The sequence below is a fragment of the Microbispora amethystogenes genome (assembly GCF_016863015.1).
GTDB lineage: Bacteria > Actinomycetota > Actinomycetes > Streptosporangiales > Streptosporangiaceae > Microbispora > Microbispora amethystogenes.
Map to the genome: position 1 here is coordinate 26,187 of NZ_BOOB01000010.1, position 14,451 is coordinate 40,637.

Annotated in this window: 14 protein-coding genes; 5 read left to right on the forward strand and 9 right to left on the reverse strand. The window is 73.3% G+C overall.

What is annotated here, in order from left to right; all coding sequences use genetic code 11:
• Positions 1 to 229: 229 nt before the first annotated feature.
• Positions 230 to 871 carry a GNAT family N-acetyltransferase gene (locus Mam01_RS07810; RefSeq protein ID WP_204284731.1) on the forward strand — a complete coding sequence of 214 codons (642 nt, stop codon included), beginning with the start codon at positions 230 to 232 and terminating at the stop codon, positions 869 to 871.
• On the opposite strand, the gene Mam01_RS07815 is transcribed toward Mam01_RS07810, so the two are convergent.
• The 5 genes from Mam01_RS07815 to Mam01_RS07835 form a co-directional block, all read right to left on the reverse strand.
• On the reverse strand, positions 868 to 1,278 hold the full coding sequence (locus Mam01_RS07815; protein WP_204284732.1) for a DUF2000 domain-containing protein: 411 nt from the start codon (positions 1,276 to 1,278) through the stop codon (positions 868 to 870). The genes Mam01_RS07810 and Mam01_RS07815 overlap by 4 nt on opposite strands.
• A 110-nt stretch (positions 1,279 to 1,388) precedes the next feature.
• Positions 1,389 to 1,850, reverse strand: coding sequence for a PPOX class F420-dependent oxidoreductase (locus tag Mam01_RS07820; RefSeq protein ID WP_150933887.1), 462 nt, complete (start codon positions 1,848 to 1,850; stop codon positions 1,389 to 1,391).
• A 54-nt stretch (positions 1,851 to 1,904) separates the two neighbouring features.
• Positions 1,905 to 4,103: an ATP-binding protein gene (locus Mam01_RS07825; protein ID WP_204284733.1), complete on the reverse strand. Its 2,199-nt coding sequence runs from the start codon at positions 4,101 to 4,103 to the stop codon at positions 1,905 to 1,907.
• A gap of 90 nt (positions 4,104 to 4,193) precedes the next feature.
• Positions 4,194 to 4,421 (reverse strand): hypothetical protein, encoded by a 228-nt coding sequence (locus tag Mam01_RS07830; protein ID WP_204284734.1) that lies wholly within the window; start codon positions 4,419 to 4,421, stop codon positions 4,194 to 4,196.
• 72 nt (positions 4,422 to 4,493) lie between these two features.
• Entirely contained in the window at positions 4,494 to 4,967 is a 474-nt protein-coding gene (locus Mam01_RS07835; protein WP_225311461.1) for an NUDIX domain-containing protein, read from the reverse strand.
• A gap of 174 nt (positions 4,968 to 5,141) precedes the next feature.
• Here Mam01_RS07835 and Mam01_RS07840 point away from each other — a divergent pair, with 174 nt between their 5' ends.
• Both Mam01_RS07840 and Mam01_RS07845 read left to right on the forward strand, forming a co-directional pair.
• Entirely contained in the window at positions 5,142 to 7,394 is a 2,253-nt protein-coding gene (locus tag Mam01_RS07840) for an MMPL family transporter (protein ID WP_204284735.1), read from the forward strand.
• 48 nt (positions 7,395 to 7,442) lie between these two features.
• Positions 7,443 to 8,519, forward strand: a complete 1,077-nt coding sequence (locus Mam01_RS07845) for an MFS transporter (RefSeq protein ID WP_275408915.1) — start codon at positions 7,443 to 7,445, stop codon at positions 8,517 to 8,519.
• Here the strand turns inward: Mam01_RS07845 and Mam01_RS07850 are convergent.
• Genes Mam01_RS07850 through Mam01_RS07860 form a run of 3 tightly spaced genes read right to left on the reverse strand, consistent with a single transcriptional unit; the run spans position 8,516 to position 10,102 of the window.
• A complete protein-coding gene (locus tag Mam01_RS07850) occupies positions 8,516 to 9,028 on the reverse strand; it encodes a GNAT family N-acetyltransferase (protein WP_204284737.1) in 513 nt (170 codons plus the stop codon). The two genes, Mam01_RS07845 and Mam01_RS07850, sit on opposite strands and share 4 nt — an antisense overlap.
• Positions 9,025 to 9,330: a type II toxin-antitoxin system TacA family antitoxin gene (locus tag Mam01_RS07855; protein WP_150933880.1), complete on the reverse strand. Its 306-nt coding sequence runs from the start codon at positions 9,328 to 9,330 to the stop codon at positions 9,025 to 9,027. The genes Mam01_RS07850 and Mam01_RS07855 overlap by 4 nt, the downstream gene beginning before the upstream one ends.
• A gap of 40 nt (positions 9,331 to 9,370) precedes the next feature.
• The gene (locus Mam01_RS07860; RefSeq protein ID WP_204284738.1) at positions 9,371 to 10,102 is read right to left on the reverse strand and encodes an MBL fold metallo-hydrolase; all 732 of its coding nucleotides are present in this window, start codon (positions 10,100 to 10,102) and stop codon (positions 9,371 to 9,373) included.
• A 54-nt stretch (positions 10,103 to 10,156) separates the two neighbouring features.
• Here Mam01_RS07860 and Mam01_RS07865 point away from each other — a divergent pair, with 54 nt between their 5' ends.
• The gene (locus Mam01_RS07865; RefSeq protein WP_204284761.1) at positions 10,157 to 10,972 is read left to right on the forward strand and encodes a putative RNA methyltransferase; all 816 of its coding nucleotides are present in this window, start codon (positions 10,157 to 10,159) and stop codon (positions 10,970 to 10,972) included.
• Between the two features lie 110 nt (positions 10,973 to 11,082).
• Positions 11,083 to 12,864 carry a S9 family peptidase gene (locus tag Mam01_RS07870; RefSeq protein WP_204284739.1) on the forward strand — a complete coding sequence of 594 codons (1,782 nt, stop codon included), beginning with the start codon at positions 11,083 to 11,085 and terminating at the stop codon, positions 12,862 to 12,864.
• 19 nt (positions 12,865 to 12,883) lie between these two features.
• Here Mam01_RS07870 and Mam01_RS07875 read toward each other — a convergent pair whose 3' ends face one another.
• Positions 12,884 to 14,416: a PP2C family protein-serine/threonine phosphatase gene (locus Mam01_RS07875; protein ID WP_239101126.1), complete on the reverse strand. Its 1,533-nt coding sequence runs from the start codon at positions 14,414 to 14,416 to the stop codon at positions 12,884 to 12,886.
• Positions 14,417 to 14,451 lie beyond the last annotated feature (35 nt).

Genomic DNA, 14,451 nt, shown 5'->3' on the forward strand with positions numbered 1-14,451 from the left:
CTGCCGCGGCGACGACGCCGTCGGCCGCGGCGCGGGTGCCGGTGCGCCACCGGCCTCACGCCCGCCGACGGTAGGAGGCGCACATCAGAGCCGCATCAGAGCCGAACCAGAGCCGAATCAGAGCGCCTCGTTCCGGGTCCGCGGCGGTCGCGATCACTCCGAGGCCCGTGGAAGGCCGTTCGCGGAAATCGGGGTGCGGCGAGGCGCAGGGTCTTGTCAGGATCGGCGCATGCGACACTGGCCGCTCTTCGCGCTCAGGGTGACGACTCCCCGGCTGGAACTCCGGCTGCCGACCCTGGACGACCTCGACGCGCTCGCCGACCGCGCGGCGGAGGGCGTCCACGAGCCCGGGGGGATGCCGTTCGGCGTGCCGTGGACGGACGCCCCGCCGGACGAGCGCGCCCGCTCGACCGTCCAGATTCACTTCCGGCAGTGGGGCACCTGGTCGCCCGACAACTGGAGTTGCAGCTTCGTCGTCGCCTGGGAGGGCCAGATCGTCGGCACGCAGGGGATGGCGGGCCGCGACTTCGCGTACACCGGGGAGATCTCCACCGGTTCCTGGCTGGGCCTGCGCTTCCAGGACAAGGGCATCGGCACCGAGATGCGCGCCGCCGTCCTGCACCTCGCGTTCGCCGGGCTCGGGGCGCGCCACGCGACGTCGTCCGCCTTCGTCGACAACCCGCGGTCGCTCGCCGTGTCGCGCAAGCTCGGCTACCGCGACGACGGCATCGAGGTGCACCGGCGCCGGGACGGGGCGGCTCAGCAGCAGCGGGTGCGGCTGGCCCGCGAGGACTGGACGGCCCGGGCGGGGTTCGAGATCCACGGCCTCGACCCCTGCCTGCCCCTGTTCGGCCTCCCCCCGCGCGCTTAGGCGTGCAGGGCGAGCCCCTTGAGCGTCTTGTCGACGGCGTTCCTGGGTCCGTACACGGCCAGGCCGACGAGTGACATCTCCCCGGCCGTCACGGCCCGTACGGCGGCGCGGTTGTCCGCGTCGTTGCCGGTCTTGAACATCTCCTCGATGTAGACGGCGACGTCGAGCCCCCGTTCGACGGCGCGGTCGCGCACCCGGGCCAGCTCCGCCGCGTCCGCCGCGTAGACGAGGACGGGCTGGCGGAACATGGGCAGGTAGGAGGTGCCCGAGCCGTCCTCGTACGGCTCGCCGATCACCTCGGGGACTCCCCCGGCGACCGCGCTCGCCAGGAACGCCGTCACGTTGAGCTTCTGCCAGTCGGCCAGGTCCCCGCGCACGACTATGCCGATCTTGGTGGTGAAACGCATGGGTCCAGGCTGGCCGGGACCGCGACACCGGGTCTTGTACGCTCGTGCGCCGCGCTGGTTCGTCCGCTGCTACGGCATCAGCCCGGGGGAGTACCGCGCGGCGGGGCCGGTCAGGCCAGGCGCGGCGGGAACCCGCCAGTGGCCACCGGACCCCAGGAGATCGGGGTGATCCGCAGCAGCGACTTGCCCTGCCGGACCATCGCCGCGCGATACTCCTCCCAGTCGGGGTGCTCACCCGAGATCGACCGGTAGTACTCGACCAGCGGCTCAAGGGCGTCGGGCAGGTCGAGCACCTCGGCGGCGCCGTCCACCTGCACCCACGGCCCGTCGAAGTCGTCCGACAGCACGACCACGCTGACGCGGGGGTCGCGGCGGGCGTTGCGGGTCTTGGCCCGCTCGGGATACGTCGAGACGACGATGCGCCCCTCGGGGTCGACGCCGCAGGACACCGGGGACGCCTGCGGCCCGCCGCCGCTTCTCGTCGTGATCAGGATGGCCTTGTGGCGGTCACGGACGAAGTCGAGCAGTTGTTCACGGGAGACGGTCTCGGCGGTCGCGATCCTGGGACTCATGACGCAACTCTAGTAACCGGCCCCCGCCTCGACGGGACCCGGATGAACCCGTCCTCAGACGGCCGTCCTCCCGTTGACCCAGGCAGCGACCTGGACCCGTGAACTGAACCCCAGCTTGTCGAGGATGTGCTCGATGTGGCCCTCGGCGGTGCGCTGCGAGATGACCAGCCTGCCCGCGATGTCCTTATTGCTCAGGCCTTCCGCCACCAGCCGCGCGATCTCGGTCTCCCTGCGGGTCAGCGGCCCGATCTTCCCGGGCGCCTGGGCGGCGGGCAGCCTGTCCGTCAGGGCGTACGCGACCGCCTCGCCCGGCGGCATGGCCGCGCCCCGGGCGAGCGTGGCCCGGAAAGCGGCCTCGCCGAGCCCCGTACGGACGGCCGCCACGCACGCGTCGCGGAAGCGGCTCAGGTAGCCGAACTCCCCCATCCGCGACCCGGCGGCCGCCCAGACGGCATCGGCCGCGCCGAGCAGCCGGGCCGCCCGCTCGTGGTCGCGCGCTCCCGCCGCGAACCAGGCGCGGGCCTCCAGGTTCACGCCCAGGCCGAGCCGGTCGTCCAGCAGGGCGCTGTGCCGCAGGCTCTCGTCGCCGTGCTCCACGGCCGCCCGCGTGTCGCCCCGGCGCCAGGCGGAGATCGACAGCGCGAGCAACGCGTACGCCCGGTGCCGGCCCTCGCCGTACAGGTCGCACAGGGCCACGCACTCCTCGGCGAGGTCGCGGGCCGCGGCGCGGCCGAGGGACGCGTGCGCCAGGGCGAGCCGGCTGAGGGCGAGCGCGAGGCCGACAGGGTCGCCGACGGCGCGGTGGGCCCGTACGGCCTCCTCGTACCACCGCATGCCGGTGCGCAGGTCACCCCCGCGGACGGCGGTCATGCCGGTGAGGAACGCGACGTGGCCGCGGATCCCGCGCAGGCCGAGCCGTCCGGCGATCGTCCCGGCCTCCTCCAGCCGGGCGGTCGCGGTGGCGCGGTCCCCGGCGAGCAGGGCGATCCAGGCCCCCGCCCACAGGCCGTGGGCGCGCGCCTCCCCCGGATCCGTCTGGGCGGCCAGGCCCCGGTCGAACCAGCCCGCCCCCTCCGGCAGGTGGTGACCGCTCCAGTGGTACAGCAGCTCCGCGATCATCGTCAGGGCCGTCTCGGCCCCTCCCGGCTCGCGCAGCGACCAGTCCAGCGCCGTACGCAGGTCGGCGTGCTCGCGCCGGAGACGCTCCGTCCAGGACCTCTGCGCTACGCCGGAGGGCTCCGCCCAGGCCCGCGAGGTGATCCGGCGGTAGTAGTCGCGGTGCCGCCGGCGCAACGCCGCCTCCTCGCCGGACGCCGCCAGCAGCGCACGGCCGAACGCCCGGACCGTGTCCTGGAGGTGGTAGCGGACCACGCCGTCGTGTTCACAGGGGCGCAGGACCGACGCGCCCACCAGACCGGCGACCAGCGCGGGCACGTCCTCCCGGGCGATGCCGTCCCCGGCGCACACGTGCTCGGCCGCCTCCAGGTCCACGCCACCGCTGAAGACGGAGACCCGCCGCCACAGCAGCCGTTCCCCGGGTGTGCACAGGTCGTGGCTCCACTCGAACAGCGCCTGCGGCACGCGCCCGTGCCGGAGCCGGTCGTCCAGCCCCCGCAGCACCTGCCGCGCTGTCAGGTCGCGCAGCCGTACGGCGGTCATCTCGATCGCCAGGGGCAGCCCGCCGAGGCGGCGGCAGATCTCGGCCGTCTCGGGCCCTGCGCCCTCGAACCCCGGCGCGACGGCGGCGGCGCGATCCGCGAACAGCCGCACCGCGTCCGGCTCCGGGAGCGGGGCGAGTTCGACGACCCGCTCGCCCGGAAGGCCGAGCGGCCGCCTGCCGGTGGCCAGGACCCGCAGCTCGGGAAGCGCGCGGACCAGCGTGTCCACGAACGGCGCGCACCCGGGAAGGAGGTGCTCGCAGTTGTCGAGCACGACCAGGGCCGGCCCGCCGCGCAGCCTGTCGATCACCGCCTCCAGCGGCGGCCTGGCCGAGTGACCCGCGACCGGCAGGGCGTCGCCCACGGCGTGCGCCAGCAGCGCGGGGTCCTCCAGGGCGGCGAGCTCGGCCAGCCGGACGCCGCCGGGGAAGCTCCCGCCGGCCTCCTCGGCCGCCCGCAGGGCGAGGCGGGTCTTGCCGACGCCGCCCACGCCCACCACGGTGACCACGCGGGCGGTCCCCAGCAGGCGCCCGATCTCGGCCAGCTCGGGCCCGCGCCCGACGAAGCTCGCGCCTCCCGGTCCCCCAGCGGTCATGACGCCCATGCCGCCCCCGTCGTCCGTACGCCAGTGGCCTCTACCAGCGTACTTTCCCCGCTCGGCCGGAGAGGTGGGCGCGGCCGTCGCTCAGGCGGAGCCCATCCGCCGCAGGATCTGCTCGCGCCTGACCTGCAGGTCGTCGATCAGCGCCTCCAGCTGTTCGACGTTGGTCAGCAGGGTGGCCCGCTCGGCCATGTCGGTCGGCGCGTCCCAGCTCTGCCCGATCTCCTCGCGCATCTGCGCGCTCTCCTTGCGCATGCGCTCGATCTGCGCGTCCAGCTCCTCAAGCTCCTTCTTGAGCTCCGGATCACCCATGCCACACCGTCCCGCTTCCGTCACTCGCGCTCGTCGTTCCGTTCGCCCACCCCATTTCCACGCGGAGGAGAACTATTCGAGGACGGAGCCGCAGAGGTACTCGGTCGTGCCGTGCTCCCGCGCCCGCTCCGCGGCGGTCAGCCGGGCCAGCAGGTACGCCGGGAGGAGAGGGGCGGCCTGCTCGGCGGTGAAGAATCCGTAGTCCTCCAGCTCCTCCTCCTGGAGCACCATGCCGGCGCCGTCCTCCACGACCCCGCAGTCGAACAGGAAGTGGACCAGCGGAACCGGCCGGTCGTCGAGCGGCGGCACCCAGTGGACGACGAGCAGGCGGCCCACCGGCCGGACCAGGCTCAGCTCCTCGGCCAGCTCCCGGCGGCAGGCCTCCTCGGGCGACTCGCCCTCGTCGACGTGCCCGCCCGGCCAGCCCCAGTGGTCGCGGTAGCCCGGCTTGACGAGCAGGACCCGGCCCGAGGGATCGGTGACGAACCCGGCCGCCGCGGCGGCCACCTTGAACAGGCCCGCGTAGAAGGCCTCCGCCGGTATCACCGCAGTTCCGATCGCATGTCCCTGAGCCTAGTCGGGGACGTCCCCTAGATCGTGGGGAGGAGGAACGTACGCCCCTGGCAGTACGCGCGATCTGGTCTGCGCGCCCGATGTACCGCCCTTGATCGACTTCTACCGTCGAGACAGACGTGAAGAGGTCCGTGAAAAGGGGAGGTCATGAGAGGCCGCAGGAACATCGCCGCCGCCATCGGTGGCTGGAGCGCGCGCCACCGCTGGGCGGCGCTGCTCATCTGGATCGCGTTCGTCGCCCTGGCGACGGTCGCGGGCAACGCCGCCGGCACGGTGGAGATGCGCGGCTACGAATCCGCGAACGGCGACTCCCGCCAGGCGGAGCAGATCCTCGACGGCGCGGGGTTCAAGAACGTGGCCGGCGAGATCGTGCTGGTCCAGTCGCGTACGGGGACGCTGACCATCGCCGACCCGGCCTTCCGCCGGGCGGTCGAGGACGTCAGGAAGGCCGTCGAGGCCACCGGCCAGGTCGAGCACGTGCGCACGCCGTACGACAAGGAACCCTCGCCGGTGACGCAGGACCGGCGGACGACGCTGGTGCAGTTCGACATGAAGGGCGACGGCGGCACGGCGGAGGAGCGGATCCAGCCGGTGCTCGACGCGGTGGCCCGGGTGCAGGGGGCGCATCCGGACCTGCGCGTGGAGGAGGCCGGATCGGCCAGCGCGGACAAGCTGATCGGTGAGGCGATCGACAAGGACTTCGTCCGTGCCGAGCAGCTTTCACTGCCCATCACGATCGGGATCCTGCTCGCCGCGTTCGGCGCGCTGCTGGCGGCGATCGTGCCGGTCGCGCTCGCGATGACCGCGATCTTCGCCGCTACGGGCCTGCTGGCCTTCACCAGCCACCTCCTGCACGTCGACTCCGCCACGAGCAACGTCATGCTGCTCATCGGCCTCGCCGTCGGGGTGGACTACTCGCTCTTCTACATCATGCGCGAACGGGAGGAGCGGGCCAGGGGCCGGAGCAAGAAGCGGGCCATCGAGATCGCGGCGGCCACCTCGGGACGCGCCGTGCTGATCTCCGGCATCACCGTCATCGTCGCCATGGCGGGCATGTTCCTCACCGGCAACGGCGTCTTCATGGGCTTCGCCGAGGGCACGATCCTCGTGGTGCTCACGGCCGTCGTCGGCTCGCTGACGGTCCTGCCCGCCCTGCTCTCGCTGATCGGCGACAAGATCGACGCCCGGCTGGTCCACGGCGCCGTACGGGTCGTCACCGGCGGCCGGGTGACCTGGCGCCGGATCCTCGGCGTGCGCGGCGGCGAGAGCCGGGTCTGGGGGGCGGTCATGCGGCCGGTGCTGCGCCACCCGCTCGTCTCGGTGCTCCTCGCCGGCGGCCTGCTCGTGGGCCTCGCGATCCCCGCCTTCCAGCTGAAGACCGGCACGCAGACCATCGACGACCTGCAGGGTGACTACCAGATCGCCGAGACGTTCAAGCGGATCGACAAGGCGTTCCCCGGCGGCAACGAGCCCGCGGTCGTCGTGGTCGAGGCCGCCGACGTGACGACGCCCGCGTTCACCGCGAAGATCGAGGACTTCAAGCGGCGGGCCCTCGCCACCGGTGAGGCCAACGAGCCCTTCGCCGTCGCCGTCAACCCCGCGAAGACCGTGGCGAAGATCAGTATCGGCATCAAGGGCACCGGCGCGGACGAGGTGTCCGAGCACGCGATCCGCACGCTGCGCGACGAGGTCGTGCCGGCCGCCCTCCCCGGCGCGCACGTCACCGGCAACACCGCGGGCTCGATGGACTTCAACGAGCAACTCGGCCGCAGGATCCCGCTGGTGTTCGCGTTCGTGCTGCTGCTGGCCTTCGTGCTGCTGCTGGTGTCGTTCCGCTCGCTGGTCGTGGCGGTCAAGGCCATCGCGCTCAACCTGCTGTCCGTCGCCGCGGCGTACGGCGTGCTCGTGCTGGTCTTCCAGAAGGGGTACGGCGAGAGCCTGCTGGGCTTCCACTCGACCGGGGCGATCACCAACTGGCTGCCGTTGTTCCTGTTCGTGATCCTCTTCGGGCTGTCGATGGACTACCACGTGTTCATCCTCAGCCGGATCAGGGAGGCGTACGACAAGGGCATGAGCACCGAGGACGCCGTGGCGTTCGGGATCAGGAGCACGGCGGCCGTCGTGACGAGCGCCGCGCTCATCATGGTGGCGGTGTTCTCGACCTTCGCCACGCTGTCGCTGCTGACGTTCATGCAGATGGGCATCGGCCTCGCGGTGGCGGTCCTGATCGACGCGACGATCGTCCGGGCGGTGCTGCTGCCGGCCACGATGAAGCTGCTCGGCGACTGGAACTGGTATCTGCCGCGCTGGCTCGGCTGGCTCCCTCGGCTTTCGCACGGGGACGACGCGGCCGAGGAGGCCCCGGAGACTCCCGAGGAGCGGGTCCCCGCCCTCGTCTGACCCACGCGAAGCCCGCGCCGGGACGGTCCCAGCCGTCCCGGCGTCGGCCTGACCGGCATCGACGCGGCGGCGAGGTTCGGGGTCGGGTCGGCGGCGCTGTCCACCCTCGCGATGCTGCAACTGCTCGTCTACGCGGCCATGCAGATCCCCGTCGGAGTGCTGGTCGACCGCCTGGGCTCCCGGCGGATGCTGCTCGCCGGCGCCGCGGTGATGGCCCTCGGCCAGCTTCTGTTCGCCGTCTCGGCCGATCTCACCACGGCCGCCGCCGGGCGGGTGCTGGTCGGCTGCGGCGACGCCATGACGTTCATCAGCGTGATCCGGGTGGTCAACGTCTGGTTCCCGCCCCGCCGCAACCCGCTGATCGTGCAGCTCACCGGCATCCTCGGCCAGTTCGGCGCGGTCGTGTCGGCCGTACCGCTGATCACCTCGCTGCACGCGTACGGCTGGACGCCGACCTTCCTGTGGGCGGCGGGCCTTGGCGGGGTGGCCCTGGTCGCCGTCGCGGCCGGGCTGCGCGACCGGCGGCCCGAACGCGCTCCGGCGGCGTCGGGAGTGCGCGCCGCCTGGGCCGAGCCGGGCACCCGCCTCGGCATGTGGACCCACGCCGCCACCTCGTCGTCGGCTGCGGCGTTCACCCTTCTGTGGGGATATCCGTACCTGGTGCAGGGCCAGGGCCTGTCCCCCCGGACGGCCGGGACGCTGCTGACCGCGCTGACCCTGCTCGCCATGGCCTGCGGGCCGCTGCTCGGCCACCTCGCCGGCCGCTTCCCGCTGCGCCGCTCGTGGATGGTGCTGACGATCATCGGTGCCACGGCCGGCGCGTGGACGCTCGTCCTGCTGTGGCCCGGCCGCGCCCCCGTCTGGACCCTCGGGTACGCCAGGACCTTCAACCCCGCCGAACGCATCGGCGTCGCCACCGGGATCGTCAACGGCGGCGGCTTCGCGGCCTCGATGTCTCTGATCGCGCTTATCGGCGTCACGATGGACCTCCAAGGCGGCTACCGCTGGGCCTTCGCCGTGCAGTACCCCATCTGGCTGCTCGGCGCCGTCCAGGTCATGCGCTACCGCACCCGCGCCCGCCGCCGCGCCTCCACTCCCCTCACCCCCACCCCGGCCCCCGCCTAACCGCCCGGGAGTGCCCGCCGCAGGTCCTTCATGAGCAGCAGGAGGTGCAGCGGATCGCTCGGGCTCTGCTCGAACGCGGCGAGCCGCAGGTAGAAGGCCCGGGCCGTCTCGCTCTCGCAGTGGATGAGCATGGCTCGGACACCGATCTGGTCGGCCACCCGCGCCACCCTGCGGAAGGCGTCCACCACCAGCGCTCGTCCCAGTCCGATCCCCTGTGCGGCCCTGTCCACACCCAACCGCGCCAGGATGACGACGGGCTGATCGCGACGACCTGCCCCCTTGAGCAGCCGTGCGGGAGCCGCCGCCGAACCGACGCTCCCGGCCGCGAGCGCGTAGTAACCCATCACTCTGCCGGACCCGGCGTCGCGAACGACGTACACACGGCACCCTCCGCTCGCGTGCGCCTGCAGCGCATGGCGTGTCAGCCACTCGCTCTGAGCGGGAGAGCCGCAATCGAAGCCGTCGAGGTCGTCGTCGCGTGCGATGGACGACACCTGCGACAGCTTCACGGGTTCTCGTCCAGCAGCGTCGGGGTTCGCATGAGCTCGGCCAGCCCCGGCACGTCACGGGGCTCCCGGGACAGAGCCGTGTCGAAGGCCCGCCACTGCTCCTCGTCGAGGCGGAAACCCGTGCGGTCCGCCAGCAGTTCGCGAGCGGCCGTGGTCGCGGCGCCGAGCACGAACGAGGAAACGGTGTCCCCCGCGACCTCGCTCGCGCTCTCCAGCAGCCGTTTGGTCTCCCCGTCCACGCGCAGGTTGATGCGCTCCTCCTTGGCACCCACGACCAGAGCGTACGTACGTTGTGCAGCCATGACCAAGAGCCTAGCAAGAAGATTGGCGATACGTAATCGATTAATTACGCAGAGCGATGAAGGGCTGGGGGAAGTGGGCGGGGGCGAGGACGGCGGTGCGGGCGAGGAGGTTACGGCGCGTCCGTACGGCGAGATCGGGATCCTCGTCGTACACGTAGCGGATCGAGAGATCGGCGAGCTGCGCCGGGTGGTGCAGGAGGTCGCCGCTGATCAGCACGTCTCCGACCGCCACGCACTGGTGGCCGGGCGTGTGCCCGGGGGCGTGGAGCACCCGGACGCCGGGAACGGCCTCGGCGTCGCCGTCGATCACGTCCAGGCTCTCCCCCAGCGGCGCGATGATCCGCTCGCGCACCGGGCCGGACGCCCACTCGACCTCCGCCCGCTGCAGCACGTAGCGGGCGTTCGGGTAGGCCGGGGCGCCGTCCACGACGCACCCGCCGGCGTGGTCGCTGTGCAGGTGGGTCACCACCACGACGTCGACGTCCGCCGGGGCGACCCCGGCGGCGGCCAGTTCCGCGCCCAGCCGTCCGGGCAGGGGCGCCCAGGTCGCGGGTGAGTCCGCGCCGCCGATGCCGGTGTCCACCAGGACCGTACGGCCCCCGGCCCGCAGCAGGTAGCAGTGGAAGTGGAGCACCCACTCCTCGTCGGGGCCGAACGACGAGCCGGGGAACATCTCCGGCAGCGGTTTGCGGATGGGGGGACCCATCGGGCCCACGGCGTCGCACAGGGGAGTGATCTCGACACCGGCCACGACTCTCGGCTCGTACGGCATCGGACCACGATACGGCGGGTGCGACGACGCCCGGGCGGCCGGGATGATGGAGGGGTGCTCGCCGACGTCATCGACCTGCTCGTCTGCCCGCTCTGCACCGCGAAGATCCACCTGGAGGGGGGATCGGTGCGGTGCGGGAGCGGCCATTCCTTCGACGTCGCGCGCCAGGGATACGTGAACATGCTCACCCGGCCCGCCGGCACGGCCGACACGCCCGGCATGGTCGCGGCGCGGGCGCGCTTCCTCGACGCGGGCCACTACGCTCCGCTGGCCCGCCGCCTCACCCGGCTGTGCGCGGGCGCGGAGGTGGTCGCCGACGCGGGCGCGGGCACCGGCCACTACCTGGCGGCGGCGCTCGGCGACGGCGCGGTGGGGATCGCGCTCGACGTGTCCAAGCACGCGCTGCGGCGGGCCGCGCGGGCCCATCCCCGTGTCGGCGCGGTCGTCGCGGACGTGTGGCGGCCTCTGCCGGTCGGCGACGCCCGCGTCGACGTGCTGCTGAACGTCTTCGCGCCGCGCAACGCGCCGGAGTTCGCCCGGGTCCTGCGGCCGGGCGGGACGCTGGTCGTCGTGACGCCCGGCCCCGGCCACCTGCGCCCGCTCGTGGAACGGCTCGGCCTGCTGTCGGTGGACGAGGACAAGGAGCGCCGCCTGGAGGAGAGCCTCGGCGGCGCGTTCACCCGGGAGGGCGAGGAGACGGAGGAGTTCACGCTCTCCCTCGGCCACGAGGAGGCCGGAGCGGTGGTCGGCATGGGCCCGAGCGCCTGGCACACGCGCCCGGAGGAACTGGCCGCGCGAATCGGCGACCTGCCCGACCCGGTCGAGGTGACCGCCTCGTTCCGCGTCTCCCGCTGGACGGCCCGCACCTGACCTTTCCTCTGTGGGCGGAATCCTCGCCCGACATCACCCATTTAGCGGTCATTGTCGCGCCTCACAGGACATACTGAACGCGACCCCGTAGGTGCGCAGGGGAGGGCGGCATGAAGGCCGAGGAACGCTGGCAGGCCAGGTTCCGGGCACCGCGCGTGACCCTGCCCACGTGGGCGCGGCAGGCGCCGCATCGTGCCGTCTACCGCGGCAACGCCTCCGGCGCCTGGGAGATCTACGCCTGGGACCGGTCGAACGGGCGCACCCGCCAGGTCACCGACCGCCCCAACGGCACCCGGCACGGCGCGATCGACCCGACCGGCCGCTGGGTCTGGTGGTTCGGCGACGCCGGCGGCGACGGGCAGGGCGTCTGGTCGCGGCAGCCGTTCGACGGCGGTCCCGACGTGCCCCTTCCCCTGCCACCCGGTCATCCGAGCGGGCTCGCGCTCGCCTCCGACGGCACCGCGGCGGTCGGCCGTTCCTCCCGGGACGGTTTCGAGATCCTGCTGGCCAGGCCGGAAGACGAGCCGGTGCGGCTCTACCACCACGACGAGTACGCCGTGGTCGCGGACATGTCCCTCGACGGGGCGGTCGTCGCCGTCACCCACAGCGAGCACGGCGACCTGCTGCACCCGGCCGTACGGGTGCTGAAGGCGAACGGATCGGTGGCCGCCGAGCTGGACGACGGGCCCGGCAAGGGGGTGATCGGGGTCCGCTTCGCCCCCGTGCCCGGCGACCGGCGGCTGCTGGTCCTGCACGAGCGCCGGGGCCGCCGCGAGCCGCTCGTGTGGGACACGGTGACCGGCGAGCAGCGGGAGATCTGGTTGCGTGGGCGCGGGGAGATCTCCGCCGACTGGTACGACGACGGCCGCGCCCTGCTGATCGTCCACAACCACCGGGGCCGCACCGAACTGCTGCGCTACGACCTCGCCGGTGGGGGCCTCACGCCCATCGACAGCCCGCACGGGGTGATCGAGGCGGCGGCGCCGCGGCCCGACGGCACCGTCGAGTACGCCTGGTCGAGCGCGGCCCACCCTCCGGTGATCAGGTCGAGCAACGGCCACGTCGTCTTCAGCCCCGGCCGTACGCCACCGCCGTCCGTGCCGCTGGAGGACATCGACGTGGAGGGTCCGGCCGGCCGCATCCACGCCCTCGTCTCCCGGCCGGAACGGGCCGCCGCGCCGTACCCCGCGGTGTTCCTGCTGCACAGCCAGCCGGCCGCGTTCGACGGCGTGCCGGGCGGGCAGGACGACGACTCCTTCCAGCCGCAGGTGGCGGCGTGGGTGGACAGCGGCTTCGCGGTGATCCGGGTGAACCACCGCGGCTCGGCCGGGTACGGCTCGGCCTGGCGCGACGCGCTGCGCGGAGACGTCGGCCACATCGAGCTCGCCGACGTGGCGGCGGTGCGCGACTGGGCCGTGGAACACGGCATCGCCGACCCCGACCGTCTCGTGCTCGCCGGGGCCTCGTGGGGCGGCTACCTGACCCTGCTCGCGCTCGGCACCCAGCCGAAGGCCTGGGCGGCGGGGATCGCGACCATGCCCATCCCCGACCACGCGGCGATGTACGAGCAGGAGGCCGAGTGCCTGCGCGCGGCGCACCGGGCGCTGCTCGGCGGCTCTCCGGCCGAGGTGCCCGACCGGTACGCCGCGTCCTCCCCGATCACGTACGCCGACATGGTCGAGGCGCCGCTGCTGATCATCGCGGGGGACGACGATCCGCACTGCCCGATGGAGCAGATGGAGCGCTACGTGCGGGCCCTCGCCGACCACGGCCGCGAGGCGACCCTCTACCGGTACGCGGCGGGGCCCGACGGCACGCCGGCGGTCGAGGAGAGGGTCCGGCAGATGGCGGCGTCCATCGACTTCGCCGTACGCGCCCTGGGCCGGGCCTGACCCGCCCGAAACGCGGCGGTCAGGGGGCGCGCAGGACGAGGATGGCGAGGTCGTCGGCGCTCGGTTCGGGCGCGAAGTCCTGCACGGCGCGGCGGATGCGCTCGGCGACGGCGCGGGCGGACAGGTCGGCGCACTCCGCCAGCAGCCGGGCGAGGCCGCCGTCGTCGTCCAGCAGCCGGTCGCCCGACCTCCGCTCGGTCACCCCGTCGGTCACGCCGAGCAGCACGTCACCGGGCGTGAGCCGCAGCTCGTCCTCCTGGAACCTCGCCTCGGGGAACACCCCGAGCAGCGACTGCGGCGAGGCGACGACCTCGACCTCGCCGTTCGGCCGCAGCCGCATCGCCTCCGGGTGCCCGGCGGAGACGAGCCGGATGTCGAGCCCTTCGGGCACGACGTTGATCTGGCCGTGCAGCAGCGTCAGGAAGCGGGCGCGCTCCCCCTCCTCCAGGATCGCCTGGTTGAGGCGGCCCACTACGGCGGCCACGCCGTACCCCTCGCGGGCGAGCAGCCGGAGCGTGTGCCGGGCCAGCCCGGTCACGGCGGCGGCCTCGGGGCCGGTGCCGCACACGTCGCCGATCGCGAACCGCCAGACGCCCTGGGCGACCGGGAACAGGTCGTAGAAGTCGCCGCCGACCTCGTTGGTCTCGCCGGCCGGCTCGTAGATCACGTGGAAGTCGAGGCCGGGCGTGTCCGGCTCGTCGGGCGGCAGCAGGCTGCGCTGGAGCGCCCGGTTGGCCGCGGCCTGCTGCGCGTACAGGCGGGCGTTGTCGAGCGCCAGCGCCGCGCGCCGGCCGAGGTCCTCGGCGATCTGCATCGCCTCGTCGGGGAAGTGGTCGCGCCGGCCCAGGCACATCACGCCGAGCCGCCGCCCGCGCGCGGTCAGCGGGTACGCCAGCGCCTGCCACTCGCCCAGCGGCAGCACGGCGGGCCCGTCGTCCGCCGGCAGCGCGACGTCCTCCAGCTCGTCGCGCATGACGTCGATCTGCGTCTCGTCCGCGTGCCACAGGTACGCGGGGCGCAGGTCGCCCGAGCCGTCCTGCGCGGTGTAGACGGCGCACCAGCTGGCCAGGCGCGGCACCACGATCTGCGCGATGATCGCCGGCACCATCTCGGGGTTGAGCGTGCCCGCCAGCAGGTCGCTCGCGTCGGCCAGGAAGCCGAGCCAGCCCGGGCCGTGCGCGGCCTCCAGCAGCCACTCGTCGCTCTGCACCGGCTCACCGCCGGGCAGGTCGAGCCGGGCCCACCGGGTGCGCAGGGACGAGGTGAACGTCACACCCCAGGTCGCGGCCTCGGCCTGCGGCCCGAAGTCGGGGTCGTCCGACTTCTCCCGCACCTCCACCTGGACGGTCTCCCCGTGGTGCAGCCAGGCCACCTCGAAGGGCCCTCCGGACGCCCCGGCGACGAGTTCGCCCACCAGGCGCTCGGCTTCCGGGCACACGGACAGGGCCGCCCACGCGGTCATCACTTCACGCGTGAACCGCTTCGCGTCGGGTACGGCCGTCTCGCCCGGCGTGAATGACGCGGCGAGAACGGCACGAGGGGAAACAGCCACCGCTTCTTGCTTACCACACTTCGGGCTGACGCCGG